Origin of the sequence: Sanguibacteroides justesenii, assembly GCF_003204205.1 — a bacterium.
Lineage (GTDB): Bacteria > Bacteroidota > Bacteroidia > Bacteroidales > Marinifilaceae > Gabonibacter > Gabonibacter massiliensis.
In genome coordinates this window covers 269,379-291,349 of the sequence record NZ_QJPL01000003.1, presented here as the reverse complement: position 1 = coordinate 291,349, position 21,971 = coordinate 269,379, and the positions used below count along the sequence as shown (strand labels likewise).

Annotated in this window: 19 protein-coding genes; 12 read left to right on the top strand and 7 right to left on the bottom strand. The window is 42.5% G+C overall.

The features are described 5' to 3' along the window. Window positions 1–50: 50 nt before the first annotated feature. Window positions 51–1,187 carry a FecR family protein gene (locus DMB45_RS06460; RefSeq protein ID WP_041505543.1) on the bottom strand — a complete coding sequence of 379 codons (1,137 nt, stop codon included), beginning with the start codon at window positions 1,185–1,187 and terminating at the stop codon, window positions 51–53. A 161-nt stretch (window positions 1,188–1,348) separates the two neighbouring features. Next, window positions 1,349–1,915 (bottom strand): RNA polymerase sigma factor, encoded by a 567-nt coding sequence (locus DMB45_RS06455; RefSeq protein ID WP_052634466.1) that lies wholly within the window; start codon window positions 1,913–1,915, stop codon window positions 1,349–1,351. Between the two features lie 267 nt (window positions 1,916–2,182). Here DMB45_RS06455 and DMB45_RS06450 point away from each other — a divergent pair, with 267 nt between their 5' ends. Then, window positions 2,183–3,823 carry an ABC-F family ATP-binding cassette domain-containing protein gene (locus DMB45_RS06450; protein WP_041502839.1) on the top strand — a complete coding sequence of 547 codons (1,641 nt, stop codon included), beginning with the start codon at window positions 2,183–2,185 and terminating at the stop codon, window positions 3,821–3,823. A gap of 361 nt (window positions 3,824–4,184) precedes the next feature. Then, complete coding sequence (gene metK, locus DMB45_RS06445) at window positions 4,185–5,474, top strand: methionine adenosyltransferase (RefSeq protein ID WP_041502838.1); 1,290 nt, start codon at window positions 4,185–4,187, stop codon at window positions 5,472–5,474. 179 nt (window positions 5,475–5,653) lie between these two features. On the opposite strand, the gene DMB45_RS06440 is transcribed toward metK, so the two are convergent. After that, window positions 5,654–6,358: a zinc metallopeptidase gene (locus tag DMB45_RS06440; protein WP_082027575.1), complete on the bottom strand. Its 705-nt coding sequence runs from the start codon at window positions 6,356–6,358 to the stop codon at window positions 5,654–5,656. A gap of 222 nt (window positions 6,359–6,580) precedes the next feature. On the opposite strand from DMB45_RS06440, the gene DMB45_RS06435 reads away from it, so the two are divergent. Together DMB45_RS06435 and DMB45_RS06430 are read left to right on the top strand one after the other, a co-directional pair. Next, window positions 6,581–8,737 (top strand): elongation factor G, encoded by a 2,157-nt coding sequence (locus DMB45_RS06435; RefSeq protein ID WP_041502837.1) that lies wholly within the window; start codon window positions 6,581–6,583, stop codon window positions 8,735–8,737. A gap of 273 nt (window positions 8,738–9,010) precedes the next feature. Further along, on the top strand, window positions 9,011–9,715 hold the full coding sequence (locus DMB45_RS06430; protein WP_041502836.1) for a 16S rRNA (uracil(1498)-N(3))-methyltransferase: 705 nt from the start codon (window positions 9,011–9,013) through the stop codon (window positions 9,713–9,715). 2 nt (window positions 9,716–9,717) lie between these two features. Here DMB45_RS06430 and DMB45_RS06425 read toward each other — a convergent pair whose 3' ends face one another. After that, the gene (locus DMB45_RS06425; protein WP_041502835.1) at window positions 9,718–10,194 is read right to left on the bottom strand and encodes a methylated-DNA--[protein]-cysteine S-methyltransferase; all 477 of its coding nucleotides are present in this window, start codon (window positions 10,192–10,194) and stop codon (window positions 9,718–9,720) included. Between the two features lie 258 nt (window positions 10,195–10,452). On the opposite strand from DMB45_RS06425, the gene DMB45_RS06420 reads away from it, so the two are divergent. From DMB45_RS06420 to folK, 3 genes are all read left to right on the top strand, one after another. Next, window positions 10,453–12,720, top strand: coding sequence for an ATP-dependent helicase (locus tag DMB45_RS06420; RefSeq protein ID WP_181416496.1), 2,268 nt, complete (start codon window positions 10,453–10,455; stop codon window positions 12,718–12,720). A 138-nt stretch (window positions 12,721–12,858) separates the two neighbouring features. Further along, window positions 12,859–13,509, top strand: coding sequence for a DUF4290 domain-containing protein (locus DMB45_RS06415; protein WP_041502833.1), 651 nt, complete (start codon window positions 12,859–12,861; stop codon window positions 13,507–13,509). A gap of 98 nt (window positions 13,510–13,607) precedes the next feature. Next, the gene (gene folK, locus DMB45_RS06410) at window positions 13,608–14,090 is read left to right on the top strand and encodes a 2-amino-4-hydroxy-6-hydroxymethyldihydropteridine diphosphokinase (RefSeq protein WP_041502832.1); all 483 of its coding nucleotides are present in this window, start codon (window positions 13,608–13,610) and stop codon (window positions 14,088–14,090) included. Here the strand turns inward: folK and murA are convergent. After that, a complete protein-coding gene (murA, locus tag DMB45_RS06405; RefSeq protein ID WP_041502831.1) occupies window positions 14,087–15,391 on the bottom strand; it encodes a UDP-N-acetylglucosamine 1-carboxyvinyltransferase in 1,305 nt (434 codons plus the stop codon). The two genes, folK and murA, sit on opposite strands and share 4 nt — an antisense overlap. Window positions 15,392–15,552: 161 nt before the next feature. On the opposite strand from murA, the gene sppA reads away from it, so the two are divergent. Genes sppA through DMB45_RS06390 form a run of 3 tightly spaced genes read left to right on the top strand, consistent with a single transcriptional unit; the run spans window position 15,553 to window position 19,222 of the window. After that, window positions 15,553–17,346: a signal peptide peptidase SppA gene (gene sppA, locus DMB45_RS06400; RefSeq protein ID WP_041502830.1), complete on the top strand. Its 1,794-nt coding sequence runs from the start codon at window positions 15,553–15,555 to the stop codon at window positions 17,344–17,346. Window positions 17,347–17,385: 39 nt separating this feature from the next. Further along, a complete protein-coding gene (lpxK, locus tag DMB45_RS06395; protein ID WP_316929907.1) occupies window positions 17,386–18,435 on the top strand; it encodes a tetraacyldisaccharide 4'-kinase in 1,050 nt (349 codons plus the stop codon). Then, window positions 18,410–19,222 carry a purine-nucleoside phosphorylase gene (locus DMB45_RS06390; protein WP_041502828.1) on the top strand — a complete coding sequence of 271 codons (813 nt, stop codon included), beginning with the start codon at window positions 18,410–18,412 and terminating at the stop codon, window positions 19,220–19,222. The genes lpxK and DMB45_RS06390 overlap by 26 nt, the downstream gene beginning before the upstream one ends. Before the next feature lie 19 nt (window positions 19,223–19,241). Here the strand turns inward: DMB45_RS06390 and DMB45_RS06385 are convergent, their stop codons facing one another. Then, on the bottom strand, window positions 19,242–19,742 hold the full coding sequence (locus DMB45_RS06385) for a 3'-5' exonuclease (RefSeq protein WP_041502827.1): 501 nt from the start codon (window positions 19,740–19,742) through the stop codon (window positions 19,242–19,244). Between the two features lie 18 nt (window positions 19,743–19,760). Further along, window positions 19,761–20,585 (bottom strand): peptidoglycan editing factor PgeF, encoded by an 825-nt coding sequence (pgeF, locus tag DMB45_RS06380; protein WP_041502826.1) that lies wholly within the window; start codon window positions 20,583–20,585, stop codon window positions 19,761–19,763. 111 nt (window positions 20,586–20,696) lie between these two features. Here pgeF and DMB45_RS06375 point away from each other — a divergent pair, with 111 nt between their 5' ends. Together DMB45_RS06375 and DMB45_RS06370 are read left to right on the top strand one after the other, a co-directional pair. Then, window positions 20,697–21,443: a Fic family protein gene (locus DMB45_RS06375; protein ID WP_041502825.1), complete on the top strand. Its 747-nt coding sequence runs from the start codon at window positions 20,697–20,699 to the stop codon at window positions 21,441–21,443. A gap of 242 nt (window positions 21,444–21,685) precedes the next feature. After that, the gene (locus DMB45_RS06370; protein WP_041502824.1) at window positions 21,686–21,949 is read left to right on the top strand and encodes a type B 50S ribosomal protein L31; all 264 of its coding nucleotides are present in this window, start codon (window positions 21,686–21,688) and stop codon (window positions 21,947–21,949) included. The last annotated feature ends 22 nt before the right edge of the window (window positions 21,950–21,971 follow it).

Here is a 21,971-nt window from a genome sequence, read left to right as displayed (position 1 = left end):
TCGTCGATAATGTTGCTACAAACGGAAGGATTGGCCGATCCTTCCGTTTTTTATTTATTTTCAACTATAATGGTTTTTCCCTCTATTTTAAATTTCACATCCATACTGCTCTCAAAGAAGTGAAGCAACTCTTCTATCTTACCGTATTTTTTCATATCTCCGGACAGACGCTCCTCTTTCAATGCCTGATTTTTGAAAAAGACATGACAATCATACCACAAAGAGAGTTTATCCATGATATCCTCCAATCGCTCTTCACTGAATATAAAATCCCCGTTTTTCCAAGCGATATATTTCTCAACATTCACATCCTCCTTGTACATTTCATTTTTGGACGGATCGTAAACCACCCGTTGCGAAGGTCTCATTTGTAATTCCATACTATCCTTTTTCACGTAAACTTCGCCTTTCACCAATACCGTTTCCACCGAGTTATGCCAATGGGTATTCACGTTGAACTCCGTGCCCGTTACTTTCACCTCCACACCATCGGCCAAAACGACAAAAGGCTTTTGAGCGTCGGATTTAATCTGAAAATAAGCTTCTCCTTTTAGCTTAACCACCCTTTTATCCCCCAGGAAAACAATAGGATACTCTATCTCTGTGGCCGAGTTTACCCAGGCGACAGAACCATCCGAGAAGTTTACTTTATATTCGCATCCCCGTTCCACCGAAAGAGTATTGTACACCTCCTCTTGAAGAGTATCTTCTTGCGGTTGATAAACCAACTCCCCCGACTCATTGGTCAATACCCGCACCTTCGCCTGCTCCCTAATCTCGCCCTTCCCTTTCGTCAATACCACCTCCTGCCCGGAAGAGAGAAGCAGTTTCGCCTTAAAAGTTCCAGGGGTGATCATCTCTCCGGCATAGCCCTTCATAACCGGAACTCTCTCCTCCCCGTTCCGTAACACAAAGAAGCCCGCTAACAATAACAGAGAAGCGGCTACAGAAGTAATATATACCAAATGCCTTCTTCTCGAACGGAGCTTCAAGGGCTCTTTACGACAGATCAATTTACTCCGGAAGAACCAGCGTTGCCTCAGATAATCGATTTGTATCTGCTCAAAATAGGCTCGATTCTTATCGTTCTCGGCGATCCATAACTCGATCTTCCGCCTCTCTTTTTCATCAATTACCTCTCCGGTGATGTAATCCAATAATTTTATATCCCAATCCTCTTCTTTCATATCCTATTTTTATTATTTTATTAATAATAGACATGACTCTTTAAAACGGTTGACAACGAATTATATTTTTTATGAAAAAAATTATCATAAAATAAAAATAGCCTTTGCCATTATTTAGCAAAGACCACTTGTTCTAAGACCGGTATAAGATTATTTTTTGATTATTTCCTGGAAACGACAGTGTATTTAACCTTGTTAACCACGCAAATATAAAACAGTAATATACTTCCTTCTACAGATTGACGTAAAGATTTCACGCAACGAACCAATAACGTTTTAACCGTGGAAACGGAGACTCCCATCTCTTCCGCTACCTCGGCATATTTCATATTTTTCAGATGGACGCACTCCAGTATCTCTCTGCTTCTGGGGGGGAGTTTTTGAATCTCATCCATAACACGCTTGATGAGTTCGTCATGCGTATGATCAACCTCCTCCCACACTCTCTCCACGAGCGCAATATCAGGTAAATTCTCTATTTTCTTTTTGTTTTGCAATTTCCGCAAAGCTAAATTCCGTACGGAAGTATACAGGTAAGACTTTAAATATTCCTGTCTTAAATGCTCGTATAACCTTTTTTCCCACAAACGAATAAAAAATTCCTGCACGACATCCTCCGCCAAACTCATATCTTTCACAATCGTATCCGCCCACAACACCAATGGCTCATAATAATCGCGGTACAATTGTCTTATTTCTACCCGTTCCTGAATTTTTAACACACCCATTTTTAATCGTTTTGGATAAAGCATCTTTAGAGCAAAAATAGTTAATAATCCAAAGATCACAATTCAATTTCTATAATATTTCTTAAAACGACCTCATCGCGAAAAAGAGAAATTACTAAACCGCTTCGTTCTTTAGACTATTCTACAAACGGATAACCTTGCCAAACAGATAATTTATTCTATCTTCGCACCGCAATTAAAAACAAGCGTTAAATAGAAAATTATTCGACGCTTAATAATCTGTTCAGGTATTTTTAACTTTAATGTATGATTTCAGTAGACGGATTGACGGTAGAATTTGGAGACAGAGCTTTATTCAAGGATATATCATTTGTCATTAACGAGAAAGATCGAATTGCCCTAATGGGAAAAAACGGGGCGGGCAAATCGACCCTGTTGAAAATACTCGCGGGAGAACGGCAACCCAACCGGGGTAATATTTCCATACCCAAAGACACGGTTATAGCCTATCTGCCTCAGCACCTAATGACCGAGAACAGCCGATCCGTATTCGAAGAAACCTCTCAGGCTTTCGCCCACCTTTTCGCCATGGAGAAACGAATAGAAGAGCTTAATCGACAACTAACCGAAAGAACAGACTATGACTCTCCGGAGTATTACAAGTTAATAGAGGAGGTCTCCACGTTAAGTGAAAAATATTACAGTATCGATGCTACTCACTACGAGGCCGACGTTGAAAAAATCCTTCTCGGATTGGGCTTCCAGCGGGAAGATTTCGACCGCCCGACCGGTGATTTCAGCGGAGGATGGAGAATGCGCATCGAATTGGCTAAAATGCTACTGAAAAATCCGGACGTGCTTTTATTAGACGAACCAACCAACCACCTGGACATCGATTCCATTCAATGGTTGGAAGAGTTTCTTATCAATAACGGAAAAGCGGTCGTTGTTATTTCACACGACCGGACTTTCGTCGACAATATCACCACCCGAACCATAGAAGTCACCATGGGGCGGATATACGATTACAAGGTAAATTACTCGCAATATCTCATTCTGCGACAAGAGAGGCGTATACAGCAACAAAAAGCTTATGACGAACAACAGAAAATGATTGCCGAAACAAAAGAGTTTATCGAACGTTTTAAAGGAACTTATTCCAAAACATTACAGGTTCAGTCCAGGGTGAAGATGTTAGAAAAATTAGAAATTTTAGAAGTAGATGAGGAGGATACCTCAGCCTTAAGATTAAAATTTCCACCCGCACCCCGTTCCGGTAATTATCCGGTTATTGTTCAGGATTTGTCTAAAAGTTACGGAGATCACGCGGTATTCGAGGGGGCGCATTTCACTATCGAGCGAGGGGAGAAAGTCGCTTTTGTCGGACGCAACGGAGAGGGAAAGTCCACGCTGGTAAAATGTATTATGGGAGAAATTGACGACTACACGGGAAAGCTAAACCTCGGACATAACGTACAAATCGGTTATTTCGCCCAAAATCAAGCCTCGTTATTGGATGAAAGCCTGACGGTCTATCAAACCGTAGACGACGTTACACCAAGCGAACTAAAAAGCAAGATCAAAGATTTATTGGGGGCTTTTATGTTTAGCGGCGACGATATCGACAAAAGGGTCAAAGTCTTATCAGGAGGGGAAAGAACCCGTTTAGCCATGATTAAACTCCTTCTATCGCCGGTGAATCTGTTGATTTTGGATGAGCCGACCAACCATTTGGATTTAAAAACCAAAGATATTTTAAAAAACGCCTTGATCGATTTTGACGGAACCCTGATTGTCGTATCACACGACCGGGATTTTTTAAGCGGATTAGTGAAAAAAGTATACGAATTCGGGAATAAACGGGTCAAAGAACATTTAGAAGATATCCACGGCTTTTTACAAAAGAAAAAGATGGAAAACCTACGGGAGATAGAACGCAAAAAGTAACACGCGATACAGATATAGATTTCCGAATTTATCTTAAGAAAGTGATCCGTCATTCGAATATCCTTATATTTTGTACTCAAACGATACATTTATTTTGATTATTTATCTTGTAAAGCAAGATTTCTTCCGAATAAATTCCATATCTTTGTCTCCGAAAAAAGTGGAAAGATTTGGCTGATTGCAACCACGGAAAAAAAGTGCTAAAACGCAAACCGATTCTGATTCAACCATCCATGTACTTTCCGTTGACGATTAAGAGATTAAAAGATTATGTAATTGAGAGATTAGCCATCTCGGAATCGCTAAATCACGAATTCTCTTGGTAAAAATGATTTAATCAAAAAATTAACTTATAATCAGTATGGGATATTTATTTACTTCAGAATCCGTATCCGAAGGCCATCCGGATAAGGTGGCCGATCAGATCTCAGATGCGATTCTCGACAAGATCATCGCCTTCGACCCCAATGCGAAAGTAGCCTGCGAGACGTTAGTCACAACAGGACAAACCGTCATTGCCGGAGAGATAAAAACCAACACCTACGTAGACGTCCAACAAATCGCCCGCGATGTGATCAACCGCATCGGTTACACGAAAAGCGAGTACATGTTTGACGGAAACAGTTGTGGCGTACTAAGTGCCATTCATGAACAATCACCCGACATCAACCGGGGAGTGGTAAGAGAGGATCCGATGGAACAAGGGGCCGGAGATCAAGGCATGATGTTCGGGTATGCCTGTAACGAAACAGACAACTATATGCCTTTGTCTTTAGAATTATCACACCTTTTATTATACGAGTTGGCACGGATTCGGAAAGAAAAGGAGAAAATGACTTACCTTCGTCCCGATTCCAAATCGCAAGTAACCATCGAATACGGAGACAATAATAAACCGTTACGGATTCACACGATCGTGATTTCCACCCAGCATGACGAATTTATTCATCCCGAAAAACAAACACTTGAAGCGCAATTAACCGCAGATGCAGAAATGGTTGACCAAATCCGGCAGGATATCATTCACGTCCTTTTACCGAGAGTGAAAGCTCAATTGCCGGAGCGGGTACAAGCTCTTTTCGATGAAAATCTAATTTTACATGTCAATCCGACCGGAAAATTCGTAATCGGGGGTCCTCATGGAGATACCGGCGTTACCGGAAGAAAAATCATTGTAGACACCTACGGAGGTAAAGGTGCACACGGGGGAGGTGCCTTTTCGGGAAAAGATCCATCCAAGGTAGACCGTTCTGCAGCCTACGCCGCTCGCCACATCGCTAAAAATATGGTTGCCGCCGGAATTGCCGACGAAATTCTGATCCAGATCTCTTACGCCATCGGCATAGCCAAACCAGTCGGTATCTTCGTGAATACTTACGGAACAGCAAAAATAAATTTGAACGACTCCGACATTGCCCGGAAAATAGAAGAGATTTTCGATCTGCGCCCGAAAGCCATAGAAGAGCGTTTGAAACTCCGCAACCCGATATATTTGGAAACCGCAAGTTACGGTCATATGGGACGTACACCCCGTATGGTAAAAAAAACATACTCCTCGAACTATTGGCCGACGATCGAGAAAGAAGTAGAACTATTCACGTGGGAAAAATTAGATTATGTGGAGACAATCCGTAAAGCGTTCCAATTGTAGATTAAATATAATTACTAATTTAATGATTGGGTGATTAAAAAAGATCGACGATTGTAGATTTTAAAATTCAAGATCAGGAATCCGATCGTAAGTCATAAATTATTTTTTAATGTCAAAGACCGGACGAGTTGAAGTCTTTAAATAATAAAGTCGGCTAAAATCAGCCGACTTTATTTATTTTAATTTCTACGTCCCAAATAAATCATGACGTAATAGAGTAAGGTAGCTAAAGAGGATAAAGCAGCTATCACATAGGTATAAGCTGCCCACTTCAACGCATCGAAAGCATATCCCTGAGTTTGGTTATCGGTAATTCCCGAGGAACGTAACCACACCAAAGCCCTGTGACTGGCATCGATCTCCACGGGTAGGGTGACAAAACTAAATAGAGTGATCGTGGCAAACAAACAGATGCCAATCAACAATAAACTGGGAAAAGTATTTACCATCAATATACCGGCCAACAAAATCCATTGTACCCAATGAGAGGCAAAGCTGACAACAGGTACCAAAGAAGAACGCAATTTCAACATTTGATAAGCCTTCGCATGCTGTAAAGCATGACCGCATTCATGTGCGGCAACGGCAGCGGCAGCAATATTGGCTCCATAGTAAACCTCCTTACTCAGGTTAATGGTCTTATCCGCGGGATTATAATGATCGGTCAGCTGTCCTTCAACACTCCCGATCTTCACCCCTTGTATCCCATTATCCCGTAACATTTTCTCAACTACATCTTTTCCCGTCATTCCATTCGCCGTGGGAATATTCGAATATTTTTTAAATCTGCTTTTCAATTGCTGGCTAATCAACCAGCTTAACAAAGTAAATCCAATAAATATTACCCAAATCCAAATATCGGGTCTCATCGCTGTTTCTGTCATATACATTTAAAATTTTGATTCTACTAATGACATACAAAAAACACGCCAAATTATTTTTGTCATGTTTTCCTGACAAAAATATAGCATTCCTCTCACATTACATACTATTTTCACCAAGAATGACATTAACTATTGTATTTTAATAAAAACTTTACTACTTTGTGATCGTTGAATCTTTATGAGATTATTTGTAATATAAATATTAACTTTAAGGGTATTACAATGAAAACCTATAAACCAAACGAAATTAAGAACATTGCCTTAGTGGGTAGCTCCGGTTCGGGCAAGACCACGTTGGCAGAAGCCATGATGTATGAAGGCGGGGTCATCCCGCGCAGAGGTAGCGTTAGTGCCAAAAACACCTCATCCGACTATCGTCCGGTAGAGCAAGAATACGGTTCATCCGTATTTCCTGCCGTGCTATACACGGAATGGAAAGAGCACAAGCTCAATTTCATAGACACTCCGGGTGCTGACGACTTTGTCGGTGGAGTTATCTCTGCGCTAAATGTTGTCGACGCCGGGGTAATGGTCATAAATGCCGTAAGAGGTGTCGAGGTCGGAACGGAAATCATTAGCCGTCATGCCAAAAAACTCAACAAGCCATTGATTTTTGTTATCAATCAATTAGATCACGAAAAATCCAATTTCGAACATACGGTGGAACAAGCCAAAGCCGCTTTCGGTTCTAAAGTCGTTCTGGTTCAATACCCGGTAAACCAAGGTACCGGTTTCAATAAAGTCATTGATGTGTTAAAGATGGAGATGTATCAATGGAAACCTGAAGGAGGAAAACCGGACGTACTTCCCATTCCCGCGGAAGAAGAAGAAAAAGCCAACGAATTACACAACGCACTGATCGAGGCCGCCGCAGAAAATGACGAAAACCTGATGGAATTATTTTTCGAAAAGGGCAGCCTGACAGAAGACGAGATGCGCTCAGGCATCCGGAAGGGCTTGGTAAACCGCGACATGTTCCCCGTATTCTGCGTATCTGCTGAAAAAGACATGTGTGTACGCCGATTCATGGAATTCCTTATCAACGTCGCTCCGAAAGCCAATGAAATGCCTCCGTCCGTTACGGTAGAGGGTGTCGCAGTTCCTTATGACGAGAAAGGCCCGACCTCTCTTTACATGTTTAACACCACCGTCGAGCCGCATTTGGGCGAAGTTATCTACTTCAAGGTAGCTTCCGGTACCATCCACGAAGGAGACGACCTTTACAACGTAAATACAGACACGAAAGAACGTATATCCCAACTCTACGTCGTCGCCGGAAAGAACCGGACAAAGGTGACCGAACTGATGGCCGGCGACATCGGGGCAACCGTGAAATTGAAAAATACAGGAAACGGGGATACGTTAAACACAAAAGACTGCGATTACCAATTCGCCCGAATCGTTTATCCGAACCCGCGCTTCAGGACGGCAGTAAAAGCCGTCAATAACAGCGACGATGAAAAACTGGCAGAGGTTTTACAACGGATCCACCAGGAAGACCCCACTTTCAACGTGGAGTATTCGAAAGAATTAAAACAGATGATTATCTCCGGACAGGGAGAATTCCATCTGAACACCATGAAATGGCGTATCGAACATAACGATAAAATCGAAATTGAATTCATCCCCCCCAAAATACCTTACCGGGAGACCATCACCAAATACTCGTACGCCGATTATCGGCATAAAAAACAATCCGGAGGAGCCGGACAATTCGGAGAGGTTCACCTGGTCATTGAACCCTATACCGAAGGAATGCCAGATCCGGTATCTTACAAGATCAATAATGTCGACACCAAAATGTCGATTAAAGACAAGGAAGAAGTAGATTTACCGTGGGGGGGGAAACTCGTATTTTACAACTGTATTGTCGGAGGTGTTATCGAGGCCCGCTTTATGCCTGCTATCTTGAAAGGTATTATGGAAAAAATGGAAGAAGGTCCGCTAACCGGATCCTATGCCCGCGATATTCGGGTATGTGTATACGACGGGAAAATGCATCCCGTGGATTCCAATGAAATCTCGTTCAAATTAGCCGGACGTAACGCTTTCAGCACGGCCTTCAAACAGGCTAATCCCAAGATATTGGAACCGATCTATGATGTCGAGGTCCTCGTGCCGGATGATTGCATGGGCGACGTAATGGGAGATTTACAAACACGTCGGGCTATTATCATGGGAATGGAAGCCGATTCGGGATTTCAGAAGCTAATGGCAAAAGTACCCCTGAAAGAGATGCAACGCTATTCAACCGCTTTAAGCTCTATTACCGGTGGTCGTGCAACCTTCACGATGAGTTTCTCCGGTTATGAAAAAGTTCCGGGAGAGATCCAGGAAGAGCTGCTTAAGGCATACCACGAAGAGGAAGCCGACGAATAGTGATGAACCCTTTTCGAACCGTACGAAGAGCTATCCCCAAATGCCGGGATAGCTCTTTCCGATTTCAAATGCAAGACAAGAATTAGAGATCGAGAGATTAAAAGATTGGGGGAGGCATGGATTGGGAGGAGGATTTTAGATTTATGCTTTAAAGAGGGAAAATTCAGAACCATCATCATAAATCTAAAATTACTTTCGGGCTTTACGCACCTCCGAATCAATTGCAAATTGATTCGGATTTTCTATTTTTGCATCATCAATAAATCTAAAATTATGCATCTGTTTTATACTCCGGATATTGATGGAGAAAAATACATTTTGTCGGAAGAGGAGTCCAAACATTGTATTAAAGTTCTCCGGCTGGAAACGGGCCATGAAGTACATCTGATTGACGGACGCGGCGGTTTTTACCGATGCGAGATCATCCGAGCTGACATCAAACGTTGCGAGGTTCGTTGTATCGAGAAAAAAGAGAATTACGGAAAAAGAAATTTTCATCTTCACATTGCCATCGCTCCGACCAAAAACATAGAACGTATGGAATGGTTTTTAGAAAAATGCACGGAGATCGGGATTGATGAGATTACCCCTCTCCTATGCGATCATTCCGAACGGAAAATAATCAAACCGGATCGTTTGGAAAAAGTCATCGTTTCCGCCATGAAACAATCTTTAAAGGCCTACCGCCCCGTATTGAATCCGTTGACAGAATTCCAAACTTTTATAGCAAAAGAGCGGAACGGGGTAAAATATATCGCCCACTGTGAAGAAGGAGACAAAAAAAGGTTAGACGAGGTATACTCCCCGGAAAGTAATGCCACGATATTAATCGGACCGGAAGGCGATTTCTCAAAAAAAGAAATTCTCTCGGCTTTTTCTCATCATTTCATCCCTATCACGTTAGGTGAAAGCCGATTACGAACAGAAACCGCCGGAATAGTAGCCTGTCACAGCATCAACTTCGTAAACCGGATATGATATTACAGCCACTCGATGCCCTCTAACCGCAACAATTTCATTTTCACCTCCAGACCTCCCGTGTAACCGGTCAGCTTACCTCCGGCCCCGACCACCCGATGGCAGGGGATAAAAACAGGAAGCGGATTACGGCCATTCGCCATCCCGACCGCACGACAAGCATTCTTATCTCCGGCCCTCTCGGCCAATTCGCCATAAGTGATCGTACACCCGTAAGGTATCGACCTTAAGAGTTCCCATATTTTCATTTGGAAGAGAGTCCCTTCCGGGGCTAAAGGTAAATCAAACACTTGAAGACGTTTATCGAAATAAGCGTCTAACTGACTTTTAGCTTCTCGAATCAGGGGGGTCTCTTTCATTTCAATCTCAGCCGGAGCCAACGATACCCGATCTCCTAACCATAACCGGACCAACCTCCCGTCCTTTTCAACAAGATAGTATTTTCCGATCAAACCGTTATAAGCGTATTTTGCTTGCATAAATCAATTTTTACGTTTTAAAGATACTACTTTTATTTACAATCGGAATATTCATTCGTCCTTTTTCAACCTCATCCCTATTTCTGATTCCGTCGGTCCGAACAGAAAAACAACAATTCTAAAAATATGGAACATATCTCTCCCGAATTAAAAAGGATTTTATATTTTTGTACCGGTAGAAAAGGAGTCTCGTAACGATTTAAAGACTCTTTTCCAAAAGAAATTCGGAAGAAAATCTCTTCCCTGAAAAAAATTATCGTGGATTTTGCAAATGAGTTAAATGAGCGTCAAAAAGAAGCCGTGCTTAACACGGAAGGGCCAACACTTGTCATTGCAGGAGCAGGCTCGGGAAAAACCCGTGTCTTGACCTACCGGATAGCTCAACTCCTAAGTAAAGGAGTTCCGGCTTATCGCATTTTAGCCCTTACCTTCACGAACAAAGCCGCCAGAGAGATGCAACGACGCATTGCAGCGCTTGTCGGACAAGAGCAGGCAGCCAATTTATGGATGGGGACATTTCACTCCGTTTTTTCCAAAATATTGAGAACGGAAGCCTCACACCTCGGTTACAGTTCTAATTTTACCATATATGACTCGCAAGACTCCAAGAACCTGATCAAATCCATTATCAAAGATTTACGACTGGACGACAAGGTATATAAACCGAGCGACGTACTCGGCAGGATATCCATGGCTAAAAACAACCTGATCATAGCTCAGGCTTATGCTCAATCGGCCAAGATTACAGCTGCAGACCAGGCTGCCAAAAAGCCGATGGTCAGTGAAATATACAAATACTATCAGCTTCGCTGCAAGCAAAGCGATGTCATGGACTTTGACGATCTGCTGTTGCAAACCAATATTCTTTTCAGGGATTTTCCCGAAATATTGGCCAAGTACCAGCAAAAATTCAATTACATTTTAGTGGATGAGTATCAGGACACGAACTACTCCCAATATCTCATCATCAAAAAACTGTCCGAGATACATAAAAATATATGTGTCGTGGGAGACGATGCCCAAAGCATCTATTCATTTCGGGGAGCCAGGATTGAGAATATCCTGAATTTCCGAAACGATTATCCGGAATATAAACTTTGTAAATTGGAGCAAAACTATCGTTCGACCACAACGATCGTGGAGGCTGCTAACAGTATTATCTGCAAAAACAAAGAACAGATACCCAAGACCATCTTTTCTCAAAACGAAGAGGGAGAGAAGATCCGCGTATTGAAAACGATGTCGGACAAAGAGGAAGGATTTCAAGTAGCGAACGAAATTTTCAAGTTAGCGCAAACCGAACAATCGGATTACAGCCATTTTGCCATACTCTATCGGACCAACGCCCAATCCAGAATCATGGAAGAGGCTCTTCGTAAAAGAAACATTCCGTATAAGATATATGGAGGGCTCTCCTTCTACCAGCGCAAGGAGATCAAAGACCTGTTAGCCTATTTACGGTTAACGGTAAACCAAAACGATGAAGAGGCGTTGAAGCGAATCATCAACTATCCGCGACGGGGTATCGGAGATACGACGATCGACAAACTGAAAGAAGTTGCGACCAAATACAACGTCAGTATTTGGACCGTACTCTGCAATCTAAATAAAATTCCCGGCATCCTGTCTGCCGGCAGCGTCAGCAAACTGAATCATTTCCGAGAGATGATAACAGGTTTCTCCCAATCGGCAGAAACAGAAAATGCTTATGAGGTAGTCTCTCGGATAGCAAAAGCCTCCGGAATAGTTGAAGACCTGGCAACGGATGATACACCGGAGGGGGTATCCCGAAAAGAGAACATCCAGGAATTATTGAACGCCGTTAAAGAATTCAGCGAAACGGCTTACAAAGAAGGAAGAGAAGATAAACTCCCGGCGTTCTTAGAAGGTGTAGCCCTTCTGACGGATCAGGACAGTGAAAAACCGGAAGATCGGGAAAAGGTAACCCTGATGACGATTCACGCGGCAAAAGGTCTCGAGTTTCCCAACGTATTTATAGTCGGTGTAGAGGAAGATCTTTTCCCCGCTCAACAAAGTACCTTCTCTCCATCTGCCTTGGAAGAAGAACGACGCCTTTTTTACGTGGCTCTAACGCGGGCCGAAAAGCGGATTTTAATCAGTTTCACGACTACTCGCTATAAAAACGGAAACATCGTCTATCCGAAACCCTCCCGGTTCATCGGTGAAATGAACCCGCTTTACCTGGATGGATACTTTGCCCCGGCCCGCCCGTCATCCGAACTACCTGTTTTCAAAACGCCGGCACACACAGAAAGATATGCCAGAACAAACCAAACTCCTTTAAAAAACGTAGAAGTACCTGCAATAGATACTTCCAAACTGAAAATACTACCGACAGATGCCGTCGTTCCGGACATGGTTATTTTTCACCCTAATTTCGGGGCGGGAAAAGTCATTTCCCTCGAAGGATTGGGAGTAAACAGAAAAGCGAAAGTGTATTTTTCCAAACACGGTCAGAAGATTTTATTGTTAAAATTTGCAAAACTATACGTGCAAGAAGATTAATATTAATGACTTATAAACAATTTATATTATATTTGTCCCATATTCTATGACAATAACAGATAAAACTAAATTATTTCGGTAGAAATTTTCTTATTCCGAAGTTTCCAAAATCAATTTTAAAGTTTAAACATCCTATACATGGCATATAATTATAATACCCAAAGAAAGAAATTGATTCTTCCCGAGTATGGAAGAAATATTCAAAAAATGATAGATCATTTATCGACTATCGAAGACCGGGAAGAACGGACCCGTGCAGCCAAAACCGTAATCAGCGTCATGGGAAACCTTTATCCCCACCTTCGGGATGTTCCCGATTTCCGTCATAAACTTTGGGATCATCTGGCCATCATGTCTAATTTCAGTTTGGATATTGATACTCCCTATCCTCTTCCGTCTATAGAGAAATTACACGAGAAACCCGAAAAATTAGAATACAATAACCACCATATCAAATATAAACACTACGGTTTGTTAACCGAAAAATTAATCCAAAAAATAAAAGAAACCGACGATCCCGAACTGAAGCGCGTTCTAACCGTATTGACGGCCAATCACATGAAAAAATCATTCCTGACCTGGAATAAAGATTCCGTCGAAGACGAGCAAATTTACAATGATATCAACACGTTATACGGAGGCAATATTGAGATGCCAGAAGGCATGACTCTCTCCCACTCTAAAGACCTCCTGCAAAAAAAAGGCAAACCAGCCAACAAACCCCAAGCCAAAAACGGGAATACAAACGGAAACAACAATAAAAAAATTCATTATAAAAAACACAATTAACTCCCTGCCTAAAAAATAACTTTGTCCGGAGGTAATAATCATATCCGGACACTCCGGTTGAAATTTATACAGATGAACGTATTAACCCAAAGCTCATAATGGAGGTAACTCTTATTTTCGGAAGTAATATGGGTGACCGAAAGGCTGTCATTCAAGAAGCCATGAGGCTGATGGAAGAGATCGGGAAGATCCGCAGCATCTCCTCTTTATACGAAACGGCTCCGTGGGGATTCGAATCTCCCGATACGTTTTACAACCAGGCAGCCCTATATTCAACCTGCTTATCAGCTGAAAATGTATTGAAAAAATGCATGGAAACCGAAAAAATACTCGGCAGAAAACGCACCTCCTCCCGATATTGTTCCCGTACCATAGACATCGACATTTTGTTTTACGATTCATGCATCATACATACTCCTGATTTGGTTATTCCCCATCCCCGGATAACAGAACGAAATTTTGTCCTGACCCCGTTAAATGAGATCATACCGGATTTTATACATCCGTTAACCGGTAAAAAAATATCCGAACATTTTGCCGAATGTCCGGATTCCTTACTCGTGTTAAAGCGGGAAGGTTAAACTCTTCTGATCTCCGCCCCGATTGCGTTCAATTTTTCGTCAATGTTTTCATAACCGCGATCAATCTGATCGATATTATGAATTACGCTTGTTCCCTGGGCAGAAAGAGCGGCAATCAACAACGCGATTCCGGCACGAATATCCGGAGAAGTCATTTTCGTTGCCCGCAACTGGGATTCATGGTTCTGCCCTATCACCGTAGCCCGGTGCGGGTCGCACAAAATAATTTTAGCTCCCATATCTATCAACTTATCGACAAAGAAGAGCCGGCTTTCGAACATTTTTTGATGAATCAGCACACTACCTTTCGCCTGAGTGGCAACGACCAGGAACACACTCAACAAGTCAGGAGTCAACCCCGGCCAAGGAGCATCCGCAACGGTTAAAATGGAACCGTCAATAAAATCCTCAATCAAATAATGTTCCTGCCGGGGAATATACAGATCGTCGCCTCGTTCCTCCACCCGGATTCCTAAACGCCGAAAAGCCCCCGGAATAATGCCCAATTGCTCGATACAAACATCTTTAATCGTAATCTCCGATCGGGTCAGCGCCGCCAACCCGATATAGCTCCCGACCTCGATCATGTCGGGCAAACAACGATGACTGCACCCTTTTAAAGAGGCTACACCTTCAATCCTCAACAAATTGGAGGCGATACCTGAAATTTTAGCTCCCATGGCATTCAACATCTTGCACAGCTGTTGGATATAAGGTTCGCAGGCTGCATTGTAAATAGTGGTTACACCTTCCGCCAGAACAGCAGCCATCACGATATTGGCAGTACCTGTCACCGAAGCCTCATCCAACAGCATATAGGCCCCTTTCAATTTTTGCGCGGAAGCCTTAAAACACCCTTTCACGGCATCGTATTCAAAAGAAGCCCCCAAGTTCTCAAATCCTAAAAAATGGGTATCCAAACGACGACGTCCGATTTTGTCTCCTCCCGGTTTCGGCACCAATCCATAACCGTATATGGCCAAAAGCGGACCAAGAATCATGATAGATCCCCGCAAACTTGCCGCTTTATTATAAAAATCCTCGGTGTCCAAATAGCCGAAATCAATATCCGAGGCCTGAAAAGCATACTCTCCTTTACGAATCCTCTCTACGGACACGCCCATTCCTCGTAATAATTCTATCAACTTCAACACATCCAATATTTCCGGTACATTACTGATCGTCACCCTTTCTTTTGTCAACAAAGTCGCACATATCACCTGTAATGCCTCATTCTTTGCTCCCTGAGGGATAAGTTCTCCTTTTAAACGTTTTCCTCCGACAACTTCAAACTTGCTCATTCGTATACTTCATTTTAATTACAACGTATGCGTAAAACTATTAAAAAAACAAACGCGAACAAAATAAGCCTAACTTTAAATTTGCTGTAGCAAAATTATATGTATACATTTGTAAAAAACATATTGCTGCACAAATAAGATTAATCTTTAAAAAAAACAGTATGAGAAGCTTCTTAAAGTATACATTAGCAACAATCGTCGGTATCGTCATCGTACATATTTTTTTCTTTTTTATACTTATCGGGATGATCGGTGCCATTGCCAGTATGTCGACCACGACCGTTACCATCAAAGACAATACGATATTAAAACTCTCCTTACAACATGCCATACCCGACAAAGCATCGGATAATCCGATTGAAAATTTCGATTTCAAATCGTTGACCCCCAGCAAACTGATGGGACTGAACAACATATTGAAAAGTATTTATCAAGCGGCCGGAGACAGCCGGATCGCCGGTATTTATATGGATCTTACCGAAATCAACTCGAACTTCGGTGGATTGGGAAGTATAGAAGAAATACGTAATGCCTTAATAGATTTCAAAAAAAGCGGAAAATTTATTTATAGTTATTCCAATCTGGGATATTCGCAAAAAAGTTATTATTTGGCATCCGTCGCCGATAGCCTTTTTGTCAATCCGGAAGCCCCGCTCTTACTGACCGGAATGAGCGCAGAAGTCGCATTCTATAAAGATCTGCTGAAAAAAATAGGAGTAAAACCGGAGGTCATCCGAGTGGGTAAGTTCAAAGCCGCCGTAGAACCGTTTATGGACGATCACATGAGTGAGGCTAACCGGGAACAAATACAAACCTACTTGAACTCGTTATGGAATACTCAAATACAAGGAATATCCGAAGCCCGGCATATTCCGGTGGAGAAAATCAATCGACTGACCGACAACTTCCGGGTATACACGACACAAGAGTTCGAGCAAGAAGGCTTTTTCGACGGGACGATATACGAGGACGAGATGTTGAATAAACTGAAAAGGGCCTGCGGACAGGAAGCCAACCAAAAAGTAGAGATAGCCTCATTACCGGATTATTTCAAAAGTTTAGCTCCTAACCTCGACTTCACGGCCGACAAAATAGCTGTCATTTATGCCCAGGGAGAGATCGGTTTCGAACAAAACTCAAACACGATCGGGCCGGAGTTAGCCAAAACGATCCGAAATGCCAGAGAAGACCAAAGCATCAAAGCCATCGTTTTGAGAGTAAATTCCCCGGGAGGAAGTGCCTTAACTTCCGAAATCATCTGGAGGGAAGTCAAATTAGCCGCCAACGCCAAACCATTCATTGTTTCCATGGGCAACGTCGCGGCCTCCGGAGGCTATTACATCTCATGCGCCGCCGACACGATCGTCGCCGACCCGATGACATTAACGGGCTCCATCGGTATTTTCGGACTTCTATTCAACGGTGAAGAACTGATAAAGGATAAATTAGGTATCTCTACCAACGTCGTAAAAACCAACGAACACAGCGACTTCGGAGGCGGTTATCCCCTTCCTCTTCCCGTAAGCTCCAGGCCACTTACCTCTTACGAAAGAAACGTTATGCAAAATTATATTAACCGGGGATATGATACCTTTTTAAGTCGGGTTAGCGAAGGACGCCACATGAGTAAAGAGGCGGTCGATGAAATCGCCCAGGGGAGAGTCTGGACGGGTACCGATGCCCTCAGCATCGGGTTAGTCGATATTCTCGGCGGTTTGGACGATGCCATACGCATTGCAGCCGACAAGATAAAATCAACTCAATACCAAATCGTAGAACTGCCAACGAGTAGAAATCCGATAGAAGAGTTGATTTTAAATCTTTCGGAGACAGTAAAGAACCAAATCATAAAATCCGAATTAGGGGCATACTACGAACTGTATACGACCCAAAAAACATGGTTAAGTATACAAGGAGCCGTCGCACGTATCCCTTACAACGTATCATTCAACTGAAACAGTAAGGTTCAATTACTAACTTTAAAAATCTGCATAGTGGTTAAATATCTTGTCCTATGGCCTTTAAGCATACTTTACGGATTAGGCGTAAGTATCAGGAACCGTTTGTTTAATCTGGGTCTTCTCGAGTCAAAAGAGTTCGATGTTCCCATCATCTGTATCGGTAATATCACGATCGGAGGCACGGGAAAAACACCCCACACGGAATCCATCATTAACGTACTCCAGAAAGACCATCGCGTAGCCTGTTTAAGCCGGGGATACAAGCGCAAAACATCTGGATACATATTGGCGACAGAAAATTCCACGGCAGACGAAATCGGAGACGAACCCAAGCAAATAAAAAATAAATTTCCGGATATCACGGTTGCCGTCGATGCCGACCGAGTCAGAGGGGTGAAAAAACTACAACAATTACCCAATCCTCCGGATATCATTATTCTTGACGACGGATTTCAACACCGATACGTGAAAGCGGATATCAATATCCTGTTGATCGATTATAACCGTCCTATTTATAAGGATCATCTCCTTCCCTTGGGACGGTTACGCGAACATCACAGCGCTTTGGAACGGGCCAATTATGTCATCATCACCAAATGTCCCTCCAATATCACTCCGATAGAAAAAAGAATCATCTATAAAAATCTGAAGCTAAAAGCTTATCAGGAACTGCTGTTTACCACCATGAAATACGGGGACATTACCCCGTTGGACGGCAAGAGTAAATACCTAAAAAATAATAATAGCGTCGTCTTATGCGTTACGGGGATCGCACAACCGGGCCCCTATCAGGAACATTTGAAAACGCTTTTCGGACAGGTCTCTTTTTTAACTTTTCCGGATCATCATCGTTTCACGAACAACGACATACAGAAAATCATTCAGGAATTCAATAAAATGGATCAACCGGACAAGTACATTTTCACAACGGAAAAAGACGCAACCCGCTTGGTTTCATACGAGTTTCCCGATGAAATTAGGGAACGTATGTTTTATATACCTATCGAACCTGAATTTTTAACTTCCAAAGATCAACTCATCAAAAATATACACAACTATGCTAAGCAAAATAAAAGAAAGTAAAGATTTTATCTATCCTTTTTTAGACGGAGAATATTCGATAGGTATCATCCTTGGTACGGGCTTAGGAGAACTCGGAAAATCCATTAAAATAAAACAGGCTATCCCTTACGCGGAAATCCCCAACTTTCCGGTATCGACAGTCGAAGGGCATCAAGGTAAACTGTTGATCGGCCAATTCGGTAATAAAAACGTGATCGCCATGCAGGGACGCTTTCACTTCTACGAAGGATACAGCATGAAGGAAGTTACTTTTCCCGTGAGAGTGATGCACGCCTTAGGGGTGAAAACATTGTTCGTTTCCAATGCGGCAGGCGGAGTAAACACCAACTACCTGGTAGGAGACCTCATGATCATAAAAGACCATATCAATCTCTTCCCGGAACATCCGTTACGGGGAAAAAACATGGAGGAGCTGGGCCCTCGCTTCCCGGGCATGACCGAGGCTTACAGTAAAAGATTAATCTATTTGGCGGAAGAGGTCGGCAAGAAACTGAATATTAAACTACAAAAAGGTGTATACGCCGGCTTGCAAGGGCCTTCTTTCGAGACACCAGCAGAATATAACTGGATAAGAGTCATCGGAGGAGATGCCGTGGGCATGTCTACGGTACCTGAGATTATTGTAGCCCGACATATGAATATGGAATGTTTCGGTATATCGGTAATCACCAATAGTACAGCTAACGAAGAGCTGATAAAGACAAATCACGAAGAGGTGCAAGACGTGGGCAATCATGCACAACCCCGAATGACTGCAATTTTCCGGGAAATGATCAACCAATTATAATAAAATGACGGTAATACCGTCATTTTTTATAATTCTCCAATTGCAACATGATTTGAGCAGCTCCCCGGGCATCGCTCAGCGCTTCATGGTGATTTAACGCTATTCCGAAATAATCACACACCGTGTTCAAACGATAATTCGGTAACTCTTTTATATATCTCCGGGTTAACTGATAGGTACAATAATGTTGGGGTAAACGGGTATAAATATCAGCTCTCTCCAAACAGGCTTTCAATACCCGCATATCGAAACTCGCGTTATGGGCCACCAACGCATCCGTGTCCAAAAAAGAGGCAATCTCTCCCCAAAGCTCTTCAAATAAAGGAGCATCCGCAACCTGCTCGGGGGTGATTCCATGTATATCTATAAACTTCCGGTAAAAAAAGTAAGGCTCAGGCTTTATCAAACGGAAAAATTCATTTACGATTTTTCCGTTTCGTACCTGAACCAGACCGATAGCGCATGCACTTGTCGGGTAACGATTGGCAGTTTCAAAATCAATAGCCGTAAAATCTAACATGAATACCGTAAATTCCCGTCAACACTTTTTCTTCATCATTATTCCAGCCCCGAAGCGCCCGGTATCTCCCCGGTCTCCCCGGTAAGAGAAAAAACGATCCCGATTACAAACCGTACAAATACGGGCTACTTCAATATAACCGGAACATAAACCGGCCTCCGTCAACTCCCTGCGATTAGCTTCCCACAAATCGAAATTGTATTTCCCATGATTTTCCCCCGACTCTACCAAGTCTTCCCAGCGATTCAAATTTTTCCGGACGATCTCGACGACCTCTTCGCCCACTTCAAAACAACACTTCCCGATAGAAGGTCCTATGCCGGCTCTTATGTCTTTAGGATTACATCCGAACTCTTTTTCCATCCGGGCGACGACCCGAGAGGTAATCTTCCCCACCGTTCCCCGCCATCCAGCATGAATCGCCGCAATCACGCACCTCTCCGTATCGTAAAGTAAAATAGGTACGCAATCGGCGGCTAACACCATCAAACAAACCTCCGGTAAAGCAGTAATCAAGGCATCTGTCTCCGGCAAACGGGTTTCCCGTTCTCTTCCCCCGCACCCGATGCTATTTTCAAGCACGACCTCGACATGGGTCGTATGTTTTTGTTCCCCGGTCGTCAACGTCGATAAATCCACTCCTACTTCCGACAATAACAGTTGTCGATTCTTCAATACATTCTCTCTCTTATCCTCCTCTGTAAAACCGATATTTAAAGAAGACTGCCCTCCACGACTGACACCACCTTCACGACCGGAAATAAAATGCACAAGACGAGAACAACTCCCCAATCCCGTAAACCGATAAACAGGTATATTATTATGAATACTCCTCTTCAGCATAAATAACTCTTTTAGGCGGCAAAGTTATAAAAACACCCCAAGAAAAACTCACGAAAACATAACAATTTCTCTTTGGAGAACGTACTTATCACAAACTAAAAAGTAAGAAAAATGTGGCAAGAATTATGTAAAATGAGGGCTGAATACCTCGATAAATATAACATTAAAGCTCAAGGCTATCCCTCTCGTTTAGTGGAAACATTACTCTACGAGATTGCCAGATTAGAAGGAATTACAGTTAAAAAGCAAGATTTTCTGGATGTTCTCAACGAAAAAAATACCCCGGAACGAATAACCGAATGGGACATTTACAGAATAAAAGATTTGGAATCCGCCTTTTTGTATCTTGTCAGATGTTCCAAACAACAGAAAAAATTTTCTTCGGAATTTGTACGGGATGTCAGCGCCTTGGTAATGAAACACACGGGAAAAGAGGAGACAACCACCGTCGGCCGATACGATACGTCACTGGGTGATTTCCGCTTGGGAGAAGAGTACTACGAGGAAGGAGTGCTCTCCGATTATACTCAAATTCCGGATATGCTTGACAAATTATGCAAGAAAGTTAATGAAGAGTTGGATCAGGTGCACGATATCATGACGGTAAAATTAGGAGCCCGTTTCCACTATCGCTTCCTGCACATCAAACCGTTCGGAGAGGGAAATATCGAGGTGGCCTTGCTGTTGATGAACTACATCCAAATGTTATTTAACGAACCGCTCATCGTTATTCCGGGAGAGGATAAAGCCAAATACCTTTCAGCTTTAAAGATGCAAAAAGACAAACCTACACCCGAAATCTTCGAGGAGTTTGTTGGTAAAGAATTACTCGAGTCTCTACAAAAGGAATTATCTTAAAGAGGAGCATATTGATAAGCAAAACCGTTCGAAGGCGGAAGTGGATAAACCCATTTTCCGCCTTCGATTATTATAAACGGATCAACGACAAGTATCCCGACTTTTATTCCGTATTCGTCCGAACGAATTCAGGAACTTTTCAAAGAGATAAAAAAAAGTCAATGAAATTCTTTGTGATTTATAATGAATGGACTATCTTTGCTGGCCGTTAAAGTAGAAACAAATTTAAAATTATATACGAGATGAAAAAGGGCATACATCCTGAAAATTACAGATTAGTAGCATTTAAAGATATGTCTAACGGAATGACTACTATTACCAAGTCAACAGCCGCAACAAGAGAGACTATTGAAATTGATGGAGTAGAATATCCTCTGATTAAGATGGAAATTTCCAACTCTTCACACCCGTTTTATACCGGTAAAATCAAATTGATCGACACCGCAGGACGTGTCGATAAATTCATGAACCGTTATAAATCACACATGGAAAACAGAAAAAAATAATCGTTCAGATACGATATAAAAA

What these genes read in the sequence shown, in the direction of transcription:
- murA (WP_041502831.1), bottom strand. Translation starts at nt 15,391, where the DNA reads ATGAGCAAGTTTGAAGTTGTCGGAGGAAAACGTTTAAAAGGAGAACTT.
- DMB45_RS06385 (WP_041502827.1), bottom strand. Translation starts at nt 19,742, where the DNA reads ATGTTAGATTTTACGGCTATTGATTTTGAAACTGCCAATCGTTACCCG.
- metK (WP_041502838.1), top strand. Translation starts at nt 4,185, where the DNA reads ATGGGATATTTATTTACTTCAGAATCCGTATCCGAAGGCCATCCGGAT.
- DMB45_RS06450 (WP_041502839.1), top strand. Translation starts at nt 2,183, where the DNA reads ATGATTTCAGTAGACGGATTGACGGTAGAATTTGGAGACAGAGCTTTA.
- DMB45_RS06370 (WP_041502824.1), top strand. Translation starts at nt 21,686, where the DNA reads ATGAAAAAGGGCATACATCCTGAAAATTACAGATTAGTAGCATTTAAA.
- DMB45_RS06425 (WP_041502835.1), bottom strand. Translation starts at nt 10,194, where the DNA reads ATGCAAGCAAAATACGCTTATAACGGTTTGATCGGAAAATACTATCTT.
- pgeF (WP_041502826.1), bottom strand. Translation starts at nt 20,585, where the DNA reads ATGCTGAAGAGGAGTATTCATAATAATATACCTGTTTATCGGTTTACG.
- DMB45_RS06390 (WP_041502828.1), top strand. Translation starts at nt 18,410, where the DNA reads ATGCTAAGCAAAATAAAAGAAAGTAAAGATTTTATCTATCCTTTTTTA.
- DMB45_RS06440 (WP_082027575.1), bottom strand. Translation starts at nt 6,358, where the DNA reads ATGACAGAAACAGCGATGAGACCCGATATTTGGATTTGGGTAATATTT.
- DMB45_RS06430 (WP_041502836.1), top strand. Translation starts at nt 9,011, where the DNA reads ATGCATCTGTTTTATACTCCGGATATTGATGGAGAAAAATACATTTTG.
- folK (WP_041502832.1), top strand. Translation starts at nt 13,608, where the DNA reads ATGGAGGTAACTCTTATTTTCGGAAGTAATATGGGTGACCGAAAGGCT.
- DMB45_RS06435 (WP_041502837.1), top strand. Translation starts at nt 6,581, where the DNA reads ATGAAAACCTATAAACCAAACGAAATTAAGAACATTGCCTTAGTGGGT.
- DMB45_RS06415 (WP_041502833.1), top strand. Translation starts at nt 12,859, where the DNA reads ATGGCATATAATTATAATACCCAAAGAAAGAAATTGATTCTTCCCGAG.
- sppA (WP_041502830.1), top strand. Translation starts at nt 15,553, where the DNA reads ATGAGAAGCTTCTTAAAGTATACATTAGCAACAATCGTCGGTATCGTC.
- DMB45_RS06375 (WP_041502825.1), top strand. Translation starts at nt 20,697, where the DNA reads ATGTGGCAAGAATTATGTAAAATGAGGGCTGAATACCTCGATAAATAT.
- DMB45_RS06455 (WP_052634466.1), bottom strand. Translation starts at nt 1,915, where the DNA reads ATGGGTGTGTTAAAAATTCAGGAACGGGTAGAAATAAGACAATTGTAC.
- DMB45_RS06460 (WP_041505543.1), bottom strand. Translation starts at nt 1,187, where the DNA reads ATGAAAGAAGAGGATTGGGATATAAAATTATTGGATTACATCACCGGA.